The sequence below is a fragment of the Dyadobacter tibetensis Y620-1 genome (assembly GCF_000566685.1).
Taxonomy (GTDB): Bacteria; Bacteroidota; Bacteroidia; order Cytophagales; family Spirosomataceae; genus Dyadobacter; species Dyadobacter tibetensis.
This window is the reverse complement of the sequence record NZ_AZQN01000003.1, coordinates 1,169,915-1,190,541: the sequence shown is the minus strand read 5'-3', so window position 1 is coordinate 1,190,541 and position 20,627 is coordinate 1,169,915. Positions and strand designations below refer to the sequence as shown.

The following is a 20,627-nucleotide window of genomic DNA, read 5'->3' as shown; positions in this document are numbered from 1 at the left end:
ACATATCAATCCTGATGAAAACTTTTTATCAAAATCTGCTTCTCACAGGGATGATAGCTGAATAGAGCCCTATTGTTCTGATTTGATCAGTACCGAAACCTGCTTAATATATCGTCTACCCCGGGATATCTGATGCCCTCTCCTATAGGCAAGGTATTAAAGAAAACATATGACTATTTCGAAAATCAGGGTCAGTTTAGAGTAGTTGAGGAGGGTATCTCACTTTTCTTGACGTTACATGATGGGGCCACTGAAAACAGTATGATCCTCCCTTACTTAACGCATGGCCAAAATTTAGAAAGGCCTAAATTTCCCACCAAAAAATCCGATGAACAGTGAATAACCGACTGCTATTTTTTCTCTTAACTGTCTTATTATCGCTTGGCACACAGTCTGTCGATGCTAAAGTGAGACTTCCGGCTATTCTGTCTTCTAATATGGTGCTGCAGAGAAACACGGAAGTAGTAATATGGGGGTGGGCCGATCCACAGGAAAAAATCACCGTGGAAGCGTCTTGGCTCCAGTCAAAAATAAAAATTCAGGCAGACGCTGCCGGCAATTGGAAGCACAAGATCAGCACTACACTCAGCAAAGACCCACAGACCTTAACAATCAAAAGTAAGGATACCGACATCCGTTTAGAGCAAATCCTTTTTGGTGAAGTTTGGTTATGCTCCGGACAGTCCAATATGTACCAACCCATTACTGGTTATACCGGCCAGCCCACATACGGCAGCAACGAGGCTCTGCAAAAGTCAAATAATGCTAATTTGCGACTTTTCAGCGTGGCAAGAGTCGGATCTAAAGAACCTTTGACCGACATCAAGGAGTTCAGCTCATGGGAGCAGGCTTCGCCCAAAAACGTCGCTAGTTTCAGTGCTATTGGATACTTTTTCGGTCAACAATTACAAGCATCACTGGACGTACCCGTTGGCATAATCCATACCTCTTGGGGAGGGAGCTATGTTGAAGCATGGATGAGTGAAGAGGCACTGAGTCCTTACCAGAAAATCAATATAGAATCGGCGGATTTGCGCATAGCACAAACGGTTCAGACGGCGCTCTTTAACGCAATGATCAATCCTATTATCCCCTTTAACATAAAAGGGGTGCTATGGTACCAAGGTGAATCAAACCGCAACCAACCAGAGGCATATAAGAAGCTTTTTCCCGCCATGGTAAAAGATTGGAGGGAGAGATGGCAGCTGGGAGACTTCCCTTTTTATTATGTTCAAATAGCTCCATACGATTATAAAAATATCAATTCGGCTTTTATCCGGGAAGCACAACTGCAATGCCTGGACCTGATACCCAACAGTGGAATGGCTGTGACGATGGATTTAGGATCGGAAAAGGATATTCATCCACCAAAGAAAAAGGAGGTTGCCGATCGCCTACTATATCTGGCCTTAAATAAAACCTATGGCATCCCACAGATTGACGCTACGGGCCCTACCTACGCCCGTCACGAATTTTCAAACGGTACCGCTATTTTACATTTTGATCATGCAGAGTCGGGTCTTTATGCTTTTGATGGACTAAAAGGCTTTGAAGTAGCCGGAGCCGATAGGATCTTCTACCCTGCACGTGCCGTAATCATGTCTCGTAATGTAATTCACGTCAGAATTGAGAAAGTTCCAGAGCCTGTGGCGGTACGATATGCCTGGAAGAACTGGATAGAAGGTACGCTTTTCGATACCAATCTCCTCCCGGCCTCCTCTTTTAGAACCGACAATTGGGAAGAGCCAGTCCGTTTGGAAAAAAAATAGGTCAAGAGCGGGACCATTCTTAGCATTATCGAATAGACCTGACATGGAATCAAATTGAATTTCAGAATCTACTGAACCGAAACGTATGGGCCTGTCATGGAATCTGCCAATGTTTAAAGAGAAGACCTTTATATTCTTTTAGATGAGACATCTTCACCTTGGACCAGTCTAACGCCTGGAATGATGTAAGTGCTCTGAAATTTTCGCACAGGTTCCCTCTTGAAGTTAGCAGTATATTAGCTTCCCAATTTTTCAGGATAGCATCTTTAGATAGGCGCCCATCACGAAGGCCATTCCACCATGCCCCCCAATCTTCTTTGCCAATTCCCCTATACGCTTTACGATTTCGGGCCGATATTTCTCTTCCAATTCCTTGAAGGCCTTCTCGTCGATCCATTCGTGCCCGGTAGCAATTAGCCCAGAATTTACAAATACAGGAAGCGGATACTTTTGTGCAGATCCTTTTGCCCCACCGTTCAGATGCAGACGGGAATAGACCCTGGAAGAGGTGACATCGTGCTGAAGCATGATCGTTTTTCCTTTGGCCGTTCGGATGGTCGTAGTATTCATATTCCCTCGGAAAGTTTTTCCTTTAAACTCGGCAAAATCAGGTTCAGAAGCAGCCAACTGCTGGGCGCGGGCCTCCAACATAAAATCGTTACTGGCCATACTCACTAAATAATCCATTCTATCATCCCGATTGATGTCCATGATTTGTGCGATTGGGCCCAATCCATGGGTAGGATAGAGATTCCCACTCCGCTGGTTTTCTGTCAACCTCCACAAGTTTTTAACTTGATCCCCGATACTGCACGATACTGTGCGATAGCAAATAAATGAAAAAAGCCGCTCTAAATCAAATTAGAGCGGCTTTAGTAAATGTTGAAAGTGCAAACGCACGGTTTTGTGACCCATAGGGGAATCGAACCCCTGTTTCAACCGTGAAAGGGTCGTGTCCTAACCGCTAGACGAATGGGCCGACTGGTCTCCTACTTCGCGCGTTTTTTCAACACTTTTTTTCACTTTCCGATTCCGTTTCGCTGAATCGTGGTGCAAATATGCACGGTTGATTTTTAATATGCAAGCACGTCATTAAAAAATTTTTTACGTATTTTTACTACCCCCTCAAATTCAATATTTTATCTCTTAAAATAATTTTAAAATTAATTTTTAGGTAATAATACCAGCTCCAATTTTTACATTTGATGAGCCTCAAATTCGTTTTAACAATATCAAGCATATGTTCCGAATTTTCCTTATCCTGATAAGTGTTCTTAGCTTCCAGCTCGCTTCTGCCCAACATCCTTCTCCCGAAAGTTTCCTGGGGTATCCGCTGGGCAGCCAATTCGCCTATCATCATCGTATAGTTGCCTATTTCGAAGAGATGGCCAAAGCCTATCCCTCACGAGTCAAGCTTCTAGAATATGGCCGCACCACCGAAGACCGCCCCTTAATTGCCGCTGTTATTACCTCCGAAGAGAATTTCCAATCCTTAGAGCATATTCGTCAGCAACACTTGCAGCGTATAGGGCTGCTCGAGGGAAGCCCGTCGCCTGGGGGATTACCCATCGCCTGGCTTAGCTATAATGTTCACGGCAATGAGGCAAGTTCAGCCAACACGAGCATGATGGTCCTCCACGATCTTTTAGACCCGGAAAATGCGAAATCAAAAGATATCCTCCGTCAGTCTGTCATTATCATTGACCCTTGTAGCAATCCGGACGGCTATGCCCGATATACCCATTGGTACCAGGGAATAAAAAACAATTCTCCTGACCTCAATCCTATCGCACGAGAACATGACGAGCCCTGGCCGGGAGGCAGATTCAATCATTATTTATTCGATCTTAACAGGGATTGGGCCTGGCAGACACAGAAGGAAACCAAGGCGAGGGTGGCATTATATAATCAATGGATGCCTCATATTCATGCCGATTTTCATGAAATGGGTAGCAATAGAAGTTACTACTTTCCTCCGGCTGCCCGGCCCATTCACAATCACATTACCCCCTGGCAACTTGAGTTTAACGCAATGCTGGGAAAATACTGTCGCACTGCCTTTGACAAAAAAGGCTGGAGGTATTTTACCCGTAGCGAGTATGATCTTTTTTACCCTAGCTATGGCGATACTTGGCCGACCTTTAATGGCGCTATTGGTGTGACCTTCGAACAAGGAGGAGGCGCTAAAGCAGGGCTGGGAATCTACCGAGAAAATGAGCGGGATACCCTTACCTTGAACGAACGCATAGCGCATCATTACGCCACCAGCATGGCTACACTAGAAACCATGATTTCCGGTAAGGATAAGTTACAGAAAGAATTTATATCCTACCATACAAAGGCAAGACAAGACCCGCCAGGTTCCATTAAAACTTATATTGTCCAACCTGACAAGGACCCAACCCAGATCGATCAACTAGTAGCCTTACTGACAAGGCAGAATATTAAAGTAGGCAGTCCTCAAAAAAATCAGACTTTAAAAGTTACAGATTTGAATACAGGTACACCGGCACTTATCAAGCTAGATTCTTCTTCACTGCTGATAAGTGCCTACCAGTCTCAGTCCAATTTAGTGAGGGTTCTTTTTGAAACGAGCCCCGACTTAGAAGATTCACTTACCTACGACCTGACCAGTTGGGGACTGGGGTACCAATTTGGCCTCAACTTGTACGGTAGCAAGGAAGTGTTACTTCAAAAAACTTATATACGAGACCAAAATATCTATCAACCCTCTCAAGATAGACCCTATGCTTTTATTGCCGCCTGGAACGGACTTTCCTCGGCTAAGTTTTTGGCAGAATTATTACAAAAAAATATCCTTGTCCGGACCACAAACTCTGCCTTACAAACCGACAGTGTATCCTTTGAAAGAGGAGCACTGATCATTACCAAAAAGGGCAATGAATGGCTAGACTTCGGAAAAATTGTGGCTGAGGCTGCCCAAAAACACGGTATCGTGATAAGTGAGTTGAGCACGGGTTTTATCACGTCCGGCATTGATCTGGGTCACGATAATATACGCATCATTACAGCACCAAAGGTATTAACCCTTGCAGGGGAAGGGGTATCTCCTACCGCTCTGGGAGAGCTATGGCATTTTTTTGAAACACAGCTTCAGTACCCCCTAAGTATTGTGAACTTAAGTCGCTTAGAGCATCTATCCCTCGAAAGGATCGATGTCCTGATACTTCCAGATGGATCTTATGCCGGACAGTTGTCAGACGCAACCCTTAATAAACTGACGGAATGGATTAAGGAGGGAGGCAGGTTGATTGCCATGGAAAATGCCACCGATACCTTTTTAAATAAGGCCGAATTTGGTCTTTCCAAGAAAGAAGCAGAGAAAGTACCCGATCAGGAATTACTCAGGCAGTATGATCAGCAGGAGCGGCAATCAATAAGCAAGAGTTCACCGGGTAGTTTTTTTCAGGTCCAGTTCGACCCAACCCATCCCCTTTCTTTTGGCTGGTCGGGATCTTACTATGCTCTCGTCCGCCAGGCATACAATCGTGCTTATTTAAAAGACGGATGGAATGTAGGGTATCTTCAGCAGGACAATTACCGTGCTGGTTTCGTAGGCTCTGCCCTTTCCCCAAAACTAGAACACACCCTCTTATATGGAACCAAGGAAATAGGCAGAGGCCAGGTGATTTTTATGATGGACAATCCTCTTTTTCGAAGCATGCTCTACAAGGGAAAAATACTCTTTACCAATGCCGTTTTCCGATAGCTTATAAGGCAAGCAAGTACCTCAGTGCAAATTCATAACCCTGTAGCCCTAGGCCACAGATCATTCCTTTACATCGGCTGCTCAGGAAGCTATGATGACGATAGGACTCTCTGGCATGAATATTGGAAATATGAACCTCCACCGCAGGGCTGGTAACCGAGGAGACAGCGTCAGCCAAGGCTACAGAAGTATGGGTGAACCCACCAGCATTGAGGATAATACCATCGTACGCAAATCCTATTTCATGTATCTTATCAATCAGTGCGCCTTCATGATTGGACTGGAAATAATGGAGCTCGACCTCCGCAAACTGCATGGAAAGTTGCTTATAATAGTCTTCGAAAGATAGGTTTCCGTAAATGGCAGGTTCCCTTTTCCCGAGAAGATTCAGGTTGGGACCATTAATAATGATAATTTTTTTCATCTTCTGCTCGTTGATCGGCATACATTAAAACATTTTTAAACTTATGTGGCAAAGCTACATCAAACATTTCAAAAATTACCTGCAACTCGAGCGTTCCTTCTCACCCAATTCCATTGCTGCCTACCTTCGCGATGTGGAAAAGCTCGCTGAGTATTGCAGTCTACAATCAAAACCTATTACGCCCAATCATGTTAAGGAAGAACATATTACAGGTTTCCTACAATATATTGCGGAATTAGGGTTAAGTGCACATTCCCAGGCACGCATACTATCTGGAATTAAAGGTTTTTATAAATACTTATTGTTAGAAAAGGAAATTGCCCATGATCCCACTGAGCTTATGGAGTCTCCACGCCTCCCCAGAAAACTTCCCGATGTATTGGAAGTGCATGAAATACAACAGATACTCGAAGCCATAGACCACGCTACTCCCGAAGGAACCCGCAACAGGGCCATACTAGAAGTACTTTACAGTTGTGGCTTACGGGTTTCTGAATTATTAAGCCTTCAGCTCACCGATTGCCATTTTGATGCGGGCTTCATTCGAATTATTGGGAAAGGCAATAAAACAAGACTGGTACCTATTGGGCAGCAAGCAATTAAATATTGCAAAATTTACACCGAACATATCCGCAAAAAACAGAAGATTAAACGAGAGAGTGAAAATATTCTATTCCTTAATAAAAGAGGAGGTGCCCTGTCCAGAGTTATGGTTTTTTTGATAATCAAAGACCTTACCTTAAAGGCTGGACTGAACAAGAACATCAGCCCCCATACCTTCCGCCACTCATTTGCAACCCATCTTATAGAGGGAGGAGCCAGTTTAAGGGCCGTACAGGAGATGCTCGGTCATGAATCTATTATAACCACAGAAATATACACCCACCTTGACCGGGATTACCTCAAACAGATCATCAAAGAATTTCACCCCCGGGGATAGCGCTTTTATTCTACTTCTTTGAGAAGGGAATCGAGCCGTAGGCTGTCTGCATCCAAAGTGGCTCCCGGCAGTACTCTGTTCAACTGCTTTTTACGGTTCCATGGTGCCGTGGTACGCTGGGCCATATCGTATGATATATAAGCAAATAAGGCTACAAAGCCCAGAAAAACGATGATAAATATCCTTCTATTACGACTTCCCTTATTCATTTTTTATAATCCTTCTCGAACCTGTTTTGGGGTCATGTACATTTTATAATTACCAGTAGAATAGGATATTTCGGCCCAATGATCGGTATCAAAATCGATGATTACAATACCTGCTTTCTTCATTGACCCTATATTTCCAGGACTAAGATAGTCGGCAAAGAAACTGATATCTGGGTTATGGCCCACCAGAAGCAGACATTCTGCAGGCTCAACGGTTTCGTTGACCGCATGCAGATAACCCCGAGATCCGGCATCATAAATATCCCGATCCTGGATAATGGAGCGACTGTCTGCCCCTATTTCCTGAGCCATGATTTCTGCTGTCTGAAGAGCACGAGCTGCGCTGCTACTATGGTACACATCGGGTCTGTAACCCTGATCCATCAACCAGTGAGCCATCAATGTCGACTCCTCCCTCCCCTTCTCTATCAACCTTCTGTCAAAATCACCTCTGGTCAGACTCGCATCTTCTGCGCTTGCGTGACGCACCAAAATAAGGGTCTTTGTCATTGTAAATTAACGTTTTATGTTGAACCAACAATTCCGTAAACTACTGGAGATAAAAGAAAAGGCATTAACATCCCCCTTTCTCCTACCAAAAGGCAATAAGCCAATTTTTCTCCAATAAATCATTCATTGAGAACGATAATTTACCGTTCAATGTGAGGATTGCTCCATTTGACCAATAAATACCATCTATCTGGATGAATAAATGGCTAATTTTGTTCTCAAATAAAATTCTAATACCATTCCAACCATAGATTTATGTTACAATTCCTAAAATATGTACTTGCCACAATGGTTGGCATTTTCGTATTCTTCGTCGTATCCCTGATGATATTGGCAGGGATCGGCTCAGCGCTTTCCTCGGACGAAAAAATCAGTATAGATGAAAAGTCTATATTAAAATTGGATTTAAACGTGCCAATTCAGGAAGTGGGGGTCGAAAACCCATTTGCTGATCTAGGGGGACCATTTGGAAATAATGAAAATGTACTAGGCCTTAAAGATATCATTGAAGCCCTTAAAACGGCTCAGAAGGATGCCAATATAAAAGGAGTTCAGCTCCAGACCGAAGGCCCACAAGCGGGATGGGCCACTTTGGAAGAAATCCGAAATCAACTTATAGAATTTAAAAAATCTGGAAAGTTTGTTACCACCTACGGAGAGACCTATAGCGAAAAGGGATATTACCTGGCTTCGGTAGCCGACAAAATTTATCTTAATCCAGCTGGTGGAATGGAATGGAACGGCCTTTCAGTTGAATATAGCTTTTTGAAAGGCACCTTCGACAAGTTGGATATCAAACCCATAATCTTCCGGGTTGGCGAATTTAAAAGTGCTATAGAAATGTTCTCCCGTTCGGATATGAGTGAGGCTAGCAAAAAGCAATCTCTAGAGCTTATCACTGCTATTAATAACAACTTCTTGGACAATATTGCCGCGTCTCGGAAAATTCCTGTAGAACACCTTAAAGGCCTTGCAGACTCTTTAGCAATCGACAATCCGGAGGCAGCTTTGAAGAATAAGCTGGTTACTCATCTTGGTTACTGGGATCAGTACGAAGCTCAGTTAAGAAAGGATCTGGGAATAGATTCGAAGAAGAAAATATCGACTTATGGTGTTGAGAAATACCTTAAGAGTGGTGCGGTTAAGACGGAAGGCGATTATAATAAGCGCGTAGCGGTACTTATCGCAGAAGGGGAAATCAACTCTGGGCAGGGTGGTGATAACACCATAGGCTCTGAAAAATTCATTACTGAGCTTAAGAAAATCAGAGAGAACGATAAAATAAAATCGGTTGTAATTCGCATTAATTCACCAGGCGGAAGTGCACTGGCTTCCGATGTTATGTGGAGAGAAATAAAGCTTACCTCTGCTGTGAAGCCGGTAATAGCCTCCATGTCTGATGTTGCCGCCTCAGGAGGATATTATATGGCCATGGCCTGCGACACCATTGTTGCCCAACCTAATACCATTACAGGATCCATTGGGATATTTGGACTCATTTTTAATGTCAAGGATTTTATGAATAACAAACTGGGCATCACCTTTGACGGAGTAGGCACGAATCCCCATGCCGACTGGCCTACGGCAACCCGTGATATGACGCAATTTGAAAAGGATATGATCCAGAAAAGTGTCAATGAAGGCTATGCCACTTTTACTAAAAAAGCCGCAGAGGGGCGTAATATGCCCGTAGAAAAACTCAGAAACCTCGCTCAAGGCCGTGTATGGTCCGGCATAGAAGCCAAAGAAAATGGACTGGTAGATGTGCTGGGAAGCCTGGACGATGCAGTAGCCCTGGCAGCGAAGGCCGCAAAAATGAAAGCAGGAGACTACCGGGTGCGCTATTACCCTGAAAAGAAAAAGCCCCTGGACGAATTAATGTCTAAACTGATGGGAGATAAAGAGGATCAGATTTTAACCGAAAAACTGGGCGATATGGCTACCTATGCCAAAATATTCAAGCGACTGACCAATATGGGGGGCGTGCAGGCTCGTATTCCCTATGAACTGAAGATTCAATAAGCATTTAGCAAGCACCCTTTGCCACAGCTATTTCGAAAACCAAGGCCAAGAATTGCAGGTTAATCCCCCCTGCAATTCTTGGCCTTTCTCTTTCCTGTAGGGTATGCCAATATACATTCAGCCTGACCCTGGGACCTCTGGCCTACCCGACAAAGAGGGGAAGAGCTTAAAAGAAATTAGAATAATACAAATACACGAATTAACTACGCCTTTTATTTAGTAGCGAAGAACCAATCAGTTATTGTACTATTAGTATATTCGTATAACAATTCAAAGATTATACTATCACCAAAGAAAGAACTTTCTTACACCCAGACCAAGCCTATTGACTTTGTTACAATAAGTTATCTAACTTTGACCTGTCGAATTAGAAAAACACAAGGTTGTAATTAGCCAGTTCTATACATTCGACATCTAAAACAAGAATAGTACAAAAACAAAAATATTCACTACCTAATTTTTAAGATGATGAAAAAGTTAATTTTAAGCCTCGTAATTCTTTTTAGTATTAGCACTTCTGTTACTAGTATGGCGAAAGAGAATGATAAAAACACAGCTGCCAAAGTAGAACTTTCTACTGCAGGAGGGCTAAAATTCAAACTCTCCCTTTCTGCAATTGAGTCTGGATCATCCATCGCTATTAAAGACAATTTTGGTGAGACCTTATACTCGGCCAACCTGCCAAAATCGGAAAGCTATTCGAAAGTATTTGATCTATCGACTTTGAATGACGGTAACTATACCTTTATCATTAATAATGGTGGAGAAATTGTTGAGAAGCCTATTTCAATAGAAACACGTACTACCCGTACAGCCACTCCTGCTACTTTGTAAGCGAGGAACATTAACCAAAAAAAGGGTCAGAAGCGTAGCTTCTGACCCTTTTTTTGGTTAAACCCTTAAAATCGAAATAGCCCGAAGGAGCTAACTACCGGTCCACTTCGTTACGTTCGATCAGGACTGCGTGTTTTTTAGGAGCAATGGCCACCCCATCCAGTTTGGCGTAAACTTTGGTAAACTCGGCACCAAAATACAGGATGATTGAGGAGTAATAGATCCAGGTCAGAAGGATGATAATAGAAGCGGAAGCACCGTAGGTTGCCCCTAAATCTGAGCGCCCCAAATAAAAACTTATACCAAACTTACCAATTAGGAATAGAACTGCTGTAAAACCGGCACCTACCATACATTCTTTCCACCTCAGCTCTCCATCTGGAAGCACTTTAAATATCACGGTAAAGAGGGCCGTTATGACAGTGAGTACCATCGCCAAATTTAAAATGTAAAATACCACCACAGAGGCCTCAGAAAAATAGGCTTCAAGCTCGGAACTCATTACCTCAACGATGGCATTGGCCCCCAGTGATACGATTAGTAAAAAACCAAGGGTAAGAATCAAGGAAAATGATAAGAGTCGATTTTTCAAATATTCCAACCAGCCTTTTTCAGGCTTCACTTTTATGGACCAGATATAATTGATAGAATCTTGAATTTCGGCAAAAACCCCTGTCGCACCAATGAGCAAGGTAACACCGCCAATCACGGAAGCTAAAGTAGATTTATTAGAAACCTGAGCATTTTGAATAATCTCCTGTACCTGTTTGGTAGCGGCTGGACCTACCAAGCCCTCTAACTGTCCGAACAACTCTCCTTGAATAGTACTCCGCTCCATAAAGAAACTTAAGGCCGAAATAATGACCAGCAACATCGGAGCAAGGGAGAAAATAGTATAGTAGGATAGGGCTGCACTTAGCTTCAATCCTTTGTCATTCATAAATTCACTGAAGGATTCAGCGAGCAAAGAAAAGAATGTCTTAATAATCTTCATAGTGTAGTAGGATGGTGAAATATATGTTCTTTAAACCCCAATATAGGGTAATATTATCATGCCAGAAAGCATAGCTGGCATAAATTCATATATTTCACACCCCTCACAGGCAGCCACCCAGGATCATTATGCCAGACTTACAAAAGTAGTCCGGCCAGGGTAGCAGACATATAAGAAGCCAGCGTACCGGCTATCAGGGCCTTAAAACCCAGACGTGCCAGATCGGCCCTTCGCGTCGGTGCGAGCTCTCCTATTCCTCCAACTTGTATGGCTATAGAACTAAAATTGGCAAATCCGCAAAGGGCAAAACTCGTGATGACAATGGTTTTATGATCAAGGGTATCTTTTAGCTTAATCAGGTCCAGATAGGCAACAAACTCATTGATTACCATTTTGGTCCCCATCAGAGAACCCGCTACTTCGACATCTTTGGCCGGAACACCCATAGCCCAGGCGAAGACGGCAAAAATTTTCCCTAATAAAAAATTAAAACTTAACTCCGGGAAGGAAAATAGCCCGCCTACTAAACCTAAGATATAGTCCATCAAAGCAACGAGAGCTATAAAACCTATTAACATGGCGATTACATTGAAGCCTACTTTAAGACCTTCACTGGCCCCGGCAGCTACAGCATCTAATAGGTTAGCATGCGTTTTTTTTATTTCAAGCTTAACCGCCCCTTTGGTATTGGACTGTTCGGTTTCGGGAAACATAATTTTAGAGATTACCAGCGCACCAGGGGCCGCCATTAGGCTGGCGGCGATAAGGTAGGGTGCAGGAACACCCAGAGAAATGTAGACAGCCATGACTCCTCCCGCTATACAGGCAAAGCTACCCGTCATGGATGCCATCAGCTCCGAATTGGTCATATTTTTCAAATATGGCTTAATCATGATCTGCGCCTCCACTTGACCAACGAAGGTGCTGGCAACATTGGACACCGCTTCAGCCCCACTTACTCCCATTAGCCAATATACTCCCCGGGCAATGACAGAGACAATTCGCTGCATGATTCCCAGGTGATAAAGCATATTAACCAATACGGCGACAAAAATGATGGTGGGAATCACTTTGAAGAAAAAGACAAAATCGTTACCAGGCCCAAAAGCTTTTTGCATGAGATCGGAGCGCACAAGTGTTCCAAACACAAAATCTGCCCCTTTATCGGAAAAAGACAATAACTTCTGCACTTTCTCACCCAGCCACTGAAACACTCGCTGCCCTGTTTCGGTTCGTAAGATAAAGACGGCTAATCCAAATTGTAGTCCCAGGCCTACCCCTACTGTCCTGTAATTGATGGCTTTGCGATTGTTGGACATTGCAAAAGCTATACCCAATATCAACAGTATGCCGAGCAATCCTGTAAACCTTTCCATTCTTTGATTTTTAACAATTTGTTTTTGAAGGCTGCAAAATAACGAACAAATTCACAGTAAGCCGCACGGGATAGAAAAAAGTTCTAGCTAGTTTTCCTATAATTAAACCATGCCCAGGTATTGAGCGCCAAGGCAAAGCCAACCATTTTGACCAGATGACCTTGAAAGTCGTTGAAGGTACTACCCTTCAAAACCACCCCTCGCATGACTTCTATAAAATAAGTGACGGGGTTCAAATAGGCAAAAGCCCTGGCCCAAGGAGGCATGCTGTCGACAGAGGTAAAAAGTCCGCTCATCAACAAAAATATCATTACAAAGAAAAATGCGACCGACATGGCTTGCTGCTGGGTGTCCGTATAGGTCGATACCAACAGGCCAAATCCCAGAATAGCTACCAAATAAATGGCTAAAAACAGGTACAATAGAAATATATTTCCAACTGGGATGATGTGATACAGATAACGGGACACGATGAACTGACCTATGCTAAAAACTACCATGCTTATCAGCCAAAAAGGAATGAGCTTACCAATAATAAAATGATGCTTACTTATTGGTGAAACATTAATTTGTTCGATGGTCCCTATCTCCTTCTCTTTCACGATATTCAAGGCTGACATATAACCTCCAATCATCGTAACCAGGAAAGCCAGTATGCCCGGCACCATAAAGTATTTGTAATCCATATGTGGATTGTACCAGTTCGAAGTCTGAATTGCTATCCTACCTCTCCTCGTTTTGGAACTCTCCTGTTGCTGCTGGAAACGAATATCGGCGTTAAAATCAGCAATAATACGGCTTAAGTAGGAGGCTCCCACGCTGGCTTTGGTTCCATTTATCGCGTTTACGGCCAAAAAAAGATGCCCTTTCCCCTCCCTTATCAAGGTATTTTCAAACTGAGAAGGAATCTCCAGCACCAAATCAGCCCTATCGAGTTCGATGAGTCGGTCGGCCTCCCGGTAAGTGGTGCTGTAGCCCGTCATCTTGAAGTAGCCGGTAGCTTTGATTTTTTCAACCAGCCTATGCGAATAAGTGGTACGGTCATGATCTACGAAGGCCACGTTGATATTTTTAATTTCGTAGTCTGCGGCAAGAGGCAATATGATTAGCTGAATTAAGGGCACCCCCAATAACATCGGCAACAGGGCTTTGTTGCGAAAGATCTGTTTGAACTCCTTCTCTAAAAGAAATAATATGATTTTCATGCTTTAGTCGGTGTTAGCATCCTTTTTAATACGCTCAGGTTTACTCCAGACGAATTTTGAAATTTCTCCAGCTAATCAGCAATAATAGCATGGCCATGCCTGCCAATACTAAAGTCTCTTTCCAAATAGCGGCAATTCCTAATCCCTTAATCATAATGGCCTTAACGATAATGTAATAGTAACGTGCAGGTACCAAATGAGAAATAATCTGTAGTGGCAGGGGCATATTTTCAATAGGGAACATAAAGCCTGTAAAAAGCATGGTAGGAAGCATCATCCCCATCAAAGAAATCAGCATGGCCGCCTGCTGAGATTGGGTTACTGTAGAAATTAATAAACCCAGTGACAAGCAGGTGATGATGTATACCGTACTGACGGCAAAAAGCAAAAGCAGATTTCCATGTATGGGCATCTCCAGCAAAAAGACACTTAAAATCAATATTAAGGTCAGATTTATTAAAGACAATATCAGATAAGGAATGGCCTTTGAGAGGATCACCAAAAGGGGCTCAAAAGGAGACACCAGCAAAATTTCCATAGTCCCTAACTCCTTTTCCCGAACAATAGAAATGGAAGTCATCATCACACAGATCAGCAATAAGACCAAAGACATGACTCCGGGCACAAAATTTGGTGCTCCTTTCAGCTGCGGATTATACAGCATTCGCAGTTCAGTAACTAGGCCATAGTCTCTTTGCTGAATCTCTGCCGGATTTAATCCTTTCTGAAAATCTAAGATAATATTTTGTAAATAACTGGTAACGGTATAAGCAGAATTGGGATCGGACCCATCTGCAATGATTTGCAGGTCTGCACCCGGGGAGTCGGCATGCACCAAATCCTGTCCGAATCCAGGAGGAATTATCAGGATCAGCTTGGCTTTACCGGCTCTAAATATATCCTCCATCTCCTGGGCATTTTTGAGTATCTCGGAAACCTCAAAATATTGGCTTGCCTCCACCCTTTCTATCAGCCTTAAGGACTCAGAATCCGAAGCTTGATTGAACACACCGATTTTTGTATTCTTAATTTCGTTGGACAAGGCAAAACCAAATAACAGAATTTGAGCAATGGGAAGGCCAAAGAGTAACAGTAATGATTTCCGATCGCGGAAAACATGGTGAAATTCTTTGGCCACAAAGGCCTTCATTTGAACGAATAAAACCTTGGTTGCCTGACTCATTCTCTTTCTTATATTTAATTAAATAGATTAATTTTTCTGCTTCTAAGCAACTCAATCAGATCGTTGCGCTTTTCTTGCCAGTTGATAAAAGACTTCTTCCATACTCCCAGCCTTATACTGTAGCTTTAATTGTTCAGGGCTGTTCATGGCTACCATCCTACCATCCACCATGATCGAAACCCTGTCGCAGTATTCAGCCTCATCCATATAATGGGTAGTAACAAAAATTGTTACACCACGGGCGGCGGCGGCATAAATAAGATCCCAAAACTGTCGTCTGGTAATGGGGTCGACGCCCCCCGTTGGTTCATCCAAAAAAACAATTTTAGGATCGTGCAGAACGGCTACCGAGAAGGCTAGCTTTTGCTTCCAACCCAGGGGCAGGGAGCCTACCAACGAATGTGCCTGTGCTTCCAACCCTAACTCCGCTGTCAAAAGCTTCCCTTTTTCACGGATCTGAGCATAGGTCAGCCCGTAGATACCTCCAAAAAAGCGGATATTCTCTAAAATCGTTAGATCTTCATATAAGGAAAATTTTTGACTCATATAGCCAATTCGCTTCTTAATAGCTTCCGGCCGTCGATAGACGTCGAACCCGGCCACAGAAGCCTCCCCAGAACTGGGCTCCAGCAACCCACAGAGCATGCGCATGGCCGTCGTTTTGCCCGCTCCATTGGCCCCTAAGAAACCAAATATCTCTCCGGCATATACCTCAAAAGAAATTTGGTCCACGGCCTTAAAATGGCCATATGCTTTGGATAGCCTCAGGGTTTTTATAGTAATATCGGAAGTCATAGGCGCGTGGAGGTCATGGGTTTTGAATTCATCAGATACATAAAACAATCCTCAATGGTAGGAGCAATTTTATTTATTGTGAGGCTATCATGTCCTTTTCGGTACAGATATTCCATATATTCCCGGACCAGGTTCGGATCCTCGCCCCGAAATGTCAGATGTAGATACGATCCAAATGCAAAGCAACTACGTGTATTATGGTAAGCTTTACTATCCTGCAGAAGCCGAAATGTATCCTCGGCTTTCACTGCATAGAGGGTTAATGGATAAGATTCGATTATTCCTTGTGGTGTATTGACTTGCATAATTTCTCCAGCCTGGATTAGAGCGATCCGATCACAACGCATTGCTTCATCCATATAAGGAGTCGATACTAGGATGGTTATCCCCAGGGTCCTCAGACCTGCCAGCATCCCCCAGAACTCTTTTCGGGAGACCACGTCCACTCCTGTAGTAGGTTCATCCAGAAACAGCACGGTGGGCTTATGGATAAGCGCACAACATAAAGCCAGCTTTTGCTTCATTCCCCCAGAAAGCTGACCGGCACGCCTATCGCTGAATGGTTCTATCTGTACATATATATCATGAATCAGATCAATATTTGATGATACAGTCGTATTGAATAGGGTAGCAAAAAAGTTTAAGTTTTCCGCTACCGTAAGATCCTGATACAGCGAGAATCGGCCGGGCATATAACCAACCGTCTGCCTAATCATTTTGTAATCTTCGGTTATATCCAGACCATCCACAGTTGCATTTCCTCGATCAGCCTTCAGCAAGGTAGTAAGCAGCCGCATCAGAGTAGTCTTGCCAGCACCATCCGGCCCAATTAGTCCGAAAAGCTCCCCCTGATCAATTTTAAGATTGATACTTTCTACTGCCGTTACAGCACCTCTATGGAAGGATTTGGACAGGCCTTCACAGAGAATTCCTTTTGCTGAGTGTCCCATCGGTTTTCTACTTTTAGATGATTGACCAAAATTGATTTTATCTAAATCGTACTTCTCCGTACATTCCAACCTTAAGCCCACCATCATTTGGCACCCGTACTTTCATTGCATATACCATATTCGCGCGTTCCTTTTTGGTCTGAATGGTCTTAGGGGTAAATTCTGCTTTATCGCTAATCCAGGTAATCTCACCTTCCTGCTTAAGGGAGGCTTCTCTTCCCGAATCAGTCCAAACCTCAACCTTCTGACCAAGCCTGATCGATGGGAGCTGATCTCCCGTAATATAAGCTCTCAAGGATAATGTACTCAGATCGGCCAGCTTATAGAGCACCTTGCCAGGCGCTGCCATTTCATACCTGTGAATATACTTTGCCAGAATTGTCCCCTCCATCGGACTGCGAAGAACACATTTCTCCAGTTGATCATCAATCTGCTCAATTTGAATGAATAAGGGTTTTCTCTCACTGGCCAATCCTTTGGACTGAGTCCCTAACACCGACTTCTGTCCTTGATACTGCTGTTCGAGGACCTCCAATTGCCTGTAAAGTACTGATAGCTGACCATTTATATCATCGAGCTGTTTTGGCGTGGCCGCATTCACTTTTATTAAATTCTCCACCCGCTTCATTTCTATTTCCAGTGATCTGATCTGGGTATGGACAACCCCCATCTGCTTCTTCAATGCGGCTGTCTGAACCTCTATCTGGGGCAACCGGCTCTCGATTCCCGTTAGCTGAGCCAACAGCTGCTGCTTCTTTAAGTGAAGCTGCGTGCTATCGATAAAACCCAAAACGTCACCAGTCTTTACCAATTGCCCTTCTACCAGATCCAGTTTGCGGACAATGCCCGTCACTTCGGCAGGAACCATTATCTCTTCGGCTTCGAAGACTCCAGAGGCGTCATAGTCCATATCTTTCTCCTGGCAGGAGGCCATCAACGATAAAAAAATCAAGCCTATTTTTACCAGTCCCTGATCTAATTTTCTCATATAATTTGGTTCAAAAAATACAACTCAGAGCTTTTAGCGCTACTGTCCCAGCGACGCTTTCAGGTTATAACCATATAGTAGGTACTGTATCTTATGGAATGAAAGATTTTCCCTTGCCAATGCTTCGGCATTCACCTCGCGTATAAAATCTGCGGGAAGGATTGTACCTTCTTTCAACTGCTGGGCGGCTACAGTTTTGATCCTATTTCGCAATTCGATAATGCGCACATCGGAAGTCAGCAGTTGATGCCATTTTTCAATCTCAGCCCTTTCTTTAATGAGGCCCATTTTGGTATGAAACAGGAATAATTCCCGTTGAACCTCCAGAGAGGATAAGTTATTTTCGTAAATAGATTTTTCCCCTTTCAAGGTATAACGGGCAGATAATGGCCAAATCATTCGGAGACCCCCTATACCATATAATTCAAAATTATTACTCAGAAAATTTAAGGCCGGACGGCCGTAGCCTCCCTGAATGAAAAGATTAAATTTGGGTCTGCTTTTTACCAGAAGCAAGCTGGACTGAAGCCCTATAACATTTCTCTGGGCATCAATAACATCGAGCTCAAGCCGGGTAATCTCCTCAGGGATGAATCGAGCTTCTGATGGAATTTCAAGGGTATCCGCAGGTGTTATGGCCTGACCAGTATATTGGGTTAACATTGATAAATACGAATCCTTTAGGATCTTTTGCTCCAAAGCCGACTGATCCAAAACCAGCAACTCCACCCTAATCTGGTCGGTGTGACTAGGGAGAGCCGTTCCATTCATCACCGCCCCTTCTGAAAGTTCGAGCGCTGTCTGCAGATCACGTCTTCTAAGGTCAATCACCTCTAGACGGTTGTCGACCAATAAAATGCTAAAATAAATCTGGTTAACCGATTTCCTAAGTTGATATAGCTCCGACCGTATTTCGGCATGCTCCTTCTTCATCCTGGCCTCTGTGAGCCTTCGCTGGCCCGCCACCGCACCTCCATCATAAACTGTCTGCGTGATTTCCCCATAAAGCTTATACTGATCTTTGCTTATAGGCTCCATCTCGTTTCCGGGCAACTTCAACGGAAGGCCGGTTACGGCAGACTGGTAGGTAGCTTGCCCATAGATATTCACTTGAGGAAGTAAACCCTTCCTGGCATTTTCAAGGGTATAAGCAGCCGTGCTAGCGATTAGATTGCGCTGTTTTACCATAGGATAGTTCGCTTCTGACTGTTCATAACACCAGTTCAGATTTATACGCTTAGGCTGGGCAATTAATTCCGAAGAGCACAGCGTTACAAACAAAAGTAATATTATCATTTTCATATCCGTACAGAATTTAATCAGTTACTTTAATCATTTGATTAATTATTACCCAAAAAAAAGTGTTATGGAGCCTTTACCTGGAGCAAAGCGGCCACCCATAAGGGAATCATCTTTTTTCGTTCAAGCATCAGATCCCTATAGGCACCTTCATTCATCCCTCCAAACTGTTTCAGCATAGGACTTGCCACAAAAGGAAAAACTGTCAACCCTAATAAATTCATTAATATATGCATAGGATTGATCTGTTGAATTTCTCCCCTTTTCATCGCTTCCTTAACTTGCTCAAACATGTTAGAACTCAGGATAATTTTATCCAGGCGCACACGCTGGAAGAGTCCGACAGGGTTGTTTCTGATTTCGCTTAGTATAAAAATAGGCATTTCTGGTTGATTCAGCAGAAGATCGGTATAGCTGCTGGCTAAAAGTGCAAATTTCTCCTGATAACTGGTCGCCTTATCATTCGTGATTTGAGCCAGCCCCAACACAAACTGTTGCATATTATCGGCCATAATCATATCAAAAAGCTTCTCTTTACTCCGAAAATAATAATTCAGCAAGGCCAGATTGATACCTGCCTCTTCGGCTATTTCCCGTGTTTTCGTGGCAGCATACCCCTTTTGAGTAAATAACTTATGGGCTGCTGCTATGATTTTCTCTTGAGTGCTATTGTTTTCCAATGATAGTTCTGGCTCCGTATGTATGCATTTTGGTTCTCCCATGACAAAATTAAAGAAGAATATATTTTAATCAAACATTTTAAACAAATGTTTAAAATATCTTTAAAAGACCGACTGTACTAATCCCCAGGGTATTGCTCACAATTTAGCGAAGACTCCTTCCATAGGTTCATCCTTAAGTACCCATCGGCCATTTCTTCGTACATATACCTCTATCTTCTGAACAATGGTACTCTTTTCTCCTTCTGCTGTATCAAAAATCAATTCGATACGGCGATTTCTAACGGCAAGTTTAGAATTATCATAATAGCGTATGGTTTGATGACTGGGCAGATAGTGTGCTTTTTTGAGAAATCCGAATCTATGATCTACATATGGTTCCAGACTACGGGCGTTTAATTCTAAGTCCTGAGAAGACAGGCGATCAAATGCTTCTTTCTGCACTATAGCATCCGTAAGCGTATCCTTACTTTCACGAACCCCGGATAGATATTCCCCAAACCTATCCTCCGTCTCCAACTGTTGGCTAGCTACTTTTTCTTGTATGCAACAACCTAGTAGGAGCAGAAGGATTAAACCAGCGATGGTCTGTTCGGTTCGAAGGGACATATTCATGGCTAATAGATTATTTGTATTAATTGCAAAGTTCAATTTATCTCAGCGTTCAAAAAAGGGTATAATTACCTAGTTTCCTTCCTTTTACACAAAAAGATCGGGAT

At 43.2% G+C, this 20,627-nt stretch carries 19 protein-coding genes and 1 tRNA gene; 5 read left to right on the top strand and 15 right to left on the bottom strand.

Annotation, left to right across the window (positions count from 1 at the left end; translation table 11 throughout):
* The first annotated feature begins 335 nt into the window (after positions 1-335).
* On the top strand, positions 336-1,769 hold the full coding sequence (locus X939_RS0111775; protein WP_025763474.1) for a sialate O-acetylesterase: 1,434 nt from the start codon (positions 336-338) through the stop codon (positions 1,767-1,769).
* Positions 1,770-2,021: 252 nt separating this feature from the next.
* Here the strand turns inward: X939_RS0111775 and X939_RS0111770 are convergent, their stop codons facing one another.
* Together X939_RS0111770 and X939_RS0111765 are read right to left on the bottom strand one after the other, a co-directional pair.
* The gene (locus X939_RS0111770) at positions 2,022-2,555 is read right to left on the bottom strand and encodes a hypothetical protein (protein WP_374754297.1); all 534 of its coding nucleotides are present in this window, start codon (positions 2,553-2,555) and stop codon (positions 2,022-2,024) included.
* Positions 2,556-2,676: 121 nt separating this feature from the next.
* A tRNA-Glu gene (locus X939_RS0111765) sits at positions 2,677-2,748 on the bottom strand.
* A 261-nt stretch (positions 2,749-3,009) separates the two neighbouring features.
* On the opposite strand from X939_RS0111765, the gene X939_RS0111760 reads away from it, so the two are divergent.
* Positions 3,010-5,499, top strand: coding sequence for a M14 family metallopeptidase (locus X939_RS0111760; RefSeq protein WP_025763471.1), 2,490 nt, complete (start codon positions 3,010-3,012; stop codon positions 5,497-5,499).
* A 1-nt stretch (position 5,500) separates the two neighbouring features.
* On the opposite strand, the gene aroQ is transcribed toward X939_RS0111760, so the two are convergent.
* On the bottom strand, positions 5,501-5,923 hold the full coding sequence (gene aroQ / locus X939_RS0111755; protein ID WP_025763470.1) for a type II 3-dehydroquinate dehydratase: 423 nt from the start codon (positions 5,921-5,923) through the stop codon (positions 5,501-5,503).
* A 43-nt stretch (positions 5,924-5,966) separates the two neighbouring features.
* Between aroQ and xerD the strand changes: the two genes are divergently transcribed.
* Positions 5,967-6,863, top strand: a complete 897-nt coding sequence (gene xerD / locus X939_RS0111750; protein ID WP_025763469.1) for a site-specific tyrosine recombinase XerD — start codon at positions 5,967-5,969, stop codon at positions 6,861-6,863.
* A gap of 5 nt (positions 6,864-6,868) precedes the next feature.
* Here the strand turns inward: xerD and X939_RS0111745 are convergent, their stop codons facing one another.
* Positions 6,869-7,072: a hypothetical protein gene (locus tag X939_RS0111745; RefSeq protein WP_025763468.1), complete on the bottom strand. Its 204-nt coding sequence runs from the start codon at positions 7,070-7,072 to the stop codon at positions 6,869-6,871.
* Positions 7,073-7,075: 3 nt separating this feature from the next.
* A complete protein-coding gene (locus tag X939_RS0111740) occupies positions 7,076-7,582 on the bottom strand; it encodes a SixA phosphatase family protein (protein WP_025763467.1) in 507 nt (168 codons plus the stop codon).
* Positions 7,583-7,837: 255 nt separating this feature from the next.
* On the opposite strand from X939_RS0111740, the gene sppA reads away from it, so the two are divergent.
* Both sppA and X939_RS0111730 read left to right on the top strand, forming a co-directional pair.
* Positions 7,838-9,604 carry a signal peptide peptidase SppA gene (gene sppA, locus X939_RS0111735; RefSeq protein ID WP_025763466.1) on the top strand — a complete coding sequence of 589 codons (1,767 nt, stop codon included), beginning with the start codon at positions 7,838-7,840 and terminating at the stop codon, positions 9,602-9,604.
* 465 nt (positions 9,605-10,069) lie between these two features.
* Positions 10,070-10,438: a T9SS type A sorting domain-containing protein gene (locus X939_RS0111730; protein ID WP_229236043.1), complete on the top strand. Its 369-nt coding sequence runs from the start codon at positions 10,070-10,072 to the stop codon at positions 10,436-10,438.
* 94 nt (positions 10,439-10,532) lie between these two features.
* Here X939_RS0111730 and X939_RS0111725 read toward each other — a convergent pair whose 3' ends face one another.
* From X939_RS0111725 to X939_RS0111680, 10 genes are all read right to left on the bottom strand, one after another.
* The gene (locus X939_RS0111725; protein ID WP_025763463.1) at positions 10,533-11,432 is read right to left on the bottom strand and encodes a YihY/virulence factor BrkB family protein; all 900 of its coding nucleotides are present in this window, start codon (positions 11,430-11,432) and stop codon (positions 10,533-10,535) included.
* Positions 11,433-11,569: 137 nt separating this feature from the next.
* The gene (locus X939_RS0111720; RefSeq protein WP_025763462.1) at positions 11,570-12,808 is read right to left on the bottom strand and encodes a NupC/NupG family nucleoside CNT transporter; all 1,239 of its coding nucleotides are present in this window, start codon (positions 12,806-12,808) and stop codon (positions 11,570-11,572) included.
* Between the two features lie 83 nt (positions 12,809-12,891).
* A complete protein-coding gene (locus tag X939_RS0111715) occupies positions 12,892-14,013 on the bottom strand; it encodes an ABC transporter permease (protein ID WP_025763461.1) in 1,122 nt (373 codons plus the stop codon).
* A gap of 40 nt (positions 14,014-14,053) precedes the next feature.
* Entirely contained in the window at positions 14,054-15,196 is a 1,143-nt protein-coding gene (locus X939_RS0111710; RefSeq protein WP_025763459.1) for an ABC transporter permease, read from the bottom strand.
* A gap of 51 nt (positions 15,197-15,247) precedes the next feature.
* Positions 15,248-15,991: an ABC transporter ATP-binding protein gene (locus X939_RS0111705; RefSeq protein ID WP_025763458.1), complete on the bottom strand. Its 744-nt coding sequence runs from the start codon at positions 15,989-15,991 to the stop codon at positions 15,248-15,250.
* Positions 15,988-16,941, bottom strand: coding sequence for an ABC transporter ATP-binding protein (locus tag X939_RS0111700; RefSeq protein WP_025763457.1), 954 nt, complete (start codon positions 16,939-16,941; stop codon positions 15,988-15,990). The genes X939_RS0111705 and X939_RS0111700 overlap by 4 nt, the downstream gene beginning before the upstream one ends.
* Positions 16,942-16,978: 37 nt before the next feature.
* Positions 16,979-17,929, bottom strand: coding sequence for an HlyD family secretion protein (locus tag X939_RS0111695; RefSeq protein WP_025763456.1), 951 nt, complete (start codon positions 17,927-17,929; stop codon positions 16,979-16,981).
* Between the two features lie 39 nt (positions 17,930-17,968).
* A complete protein-coding gene (locus X939_RS0111690; RefSeq protein ID WP_025763455.1) occupies positions 17,969-19,231 on the bottom strand; it encodes a TolC family protein in 1,263 nt (420 codons plus the stop codon).
* 62 nt (positions 19,232-19,293) lie between these two features.
* Positions 19,294-19,950 (bottom strand): TetR/AcrR family transcriptional regulator, encoded by a 657-nt coding sequence (locus X939_RS0111685; RefSeq protein WP_025763454.1) that lies wholly within the window; start codon positions 19,948-19,950, stop codon positions 19,294-19,296.
* A 96-nt stretch (positions 19,951-20,046) separates the two neighbouring features.
* Complete coding sequence (locus X939_RS0111680) at positions 20,047-20,559, bottom strand: hypothetical protein (RefSeq protein WP_198034397.1); 513 nt, start codon at positions 20,557-20,559, stop codon at positions 20,047-20,049.
* Positions 20,560-20,627: the final 68 nt, after the last annotated feature.

Excerpts from the sequence above, each read along its gene's own strand:
- X939_RS0111685 (WP_025763454.1), bottom strand. The coding sequence starts at position 19,950 with ATGGGAGAACCAAAATGCATACATACGGAGCCAGAACTATCATTGGAA.
- X939_RS0111715 (WP_025763461.1), bottom strand. The coding sequence starts at position 14,013 with ATGAAAATCATATTATTTCTTTTAGAGAAGGAGTTCAAACAGATCTTT.
- aroQ (WP_025763470.1), bottom strand. The coding sequence starts at position 5,923 with ATGAAAAAAATTATCATTATTAATGGTCCCAACCTGAATCTTCTCGGG.
- X939_RS0111760 (WP_025763471.1), top strand. The coding sequence starts at position 3,010 with ATGTTCCGAATTTTCCTTATCCTGATAAGTGTTCTTAGCTTCCAGCTC.
- X939_RS0111695 (WP_025763456.1), bottom strand. The coding sequence starts at position 17,929 with ATGAGAAAATTAGATCAGGGACTGGTAAAAATAGGCTTGATTTTTTTA.
- X939_RS0111745 (WP_025763468.1), bottom strand. The coding sequence starts at position 7,072 with ATGAATAAGGGAAGTCGTAATAGAAGGATATTTATCATCGTTTTTCTG.
- sppA (WP_025763466.1), top strand. The coding sequence starts at position 7,838 with ATGTTACAATTCCTAAAATATGTACTTGCCACAATGGTTGGCATTTTC.
- X939_RS0111740 (WP_025763467.1), bottom strand. The coding sequence starts at position 7,582 with ATGACAAAGACCCTTATTTTGGTGCGTCACGCAAGCGCAGAAGATGCG.
- xerD (WP_025763469.1), top strand. The coding sequence starts at position 5,967 with ATGTGGCAAAGCTACATCAAACATTTCAAAAATTACCTGCAACTCGAG.
- X939_RS0111725 (WP_025763463.1), bottom strand. The coding sequence starts at position 11,432 with ATGAAGATTATTAAGACATTCTTTTCTTTGCTCGCTGAATCCTTCAGT.
- X939_RS0111720 (WP_025763462.1), bottom strand. The coding sequence starts at position 12,808 with ATGGAAAGGTTTACAGGATTGCTCGGCATACTGTTGATATTGGGTATA.
- X939_RS0111730 (WP_229236043.1), top strand. The coding sequence starts at position 10,070 with ATGATGAAAAAGTTAATTTTAAGCCTCGTAATTCTTTTTAGTATTAGC.
- X939_RS0111705 (WP_025763458.1), bottom strand. The coding sequence starts at position 15,991 with ATGACTTCCGATATTACTATAAAAACCCTGAGGCTATCCAAAGCATAT.
- X939_RS0111700 (WP_025763457.1), bottom strand. The coding sequence starts at position 16,941 with ATGGGACACTCAGCAAAAGGAATTCTCTGTGAAGGCCTGTCCAAATCC.
- X939_RS0111690 (WP_025763455.1), bottom strand. The coding sequence starts at position 19,231 with ATGAAAATGATAATATTACTTTTGTTTGTAACGCTGTGCTCTTCGGAA.
- X939_RS0111710 (WP_025763459.1), bottom strand. The coding sequence starts at position 15,196 with ATGAGTCAGGCAACCAAGGTTTTATTCGTTCAAATGAAGGCCTTTGTG.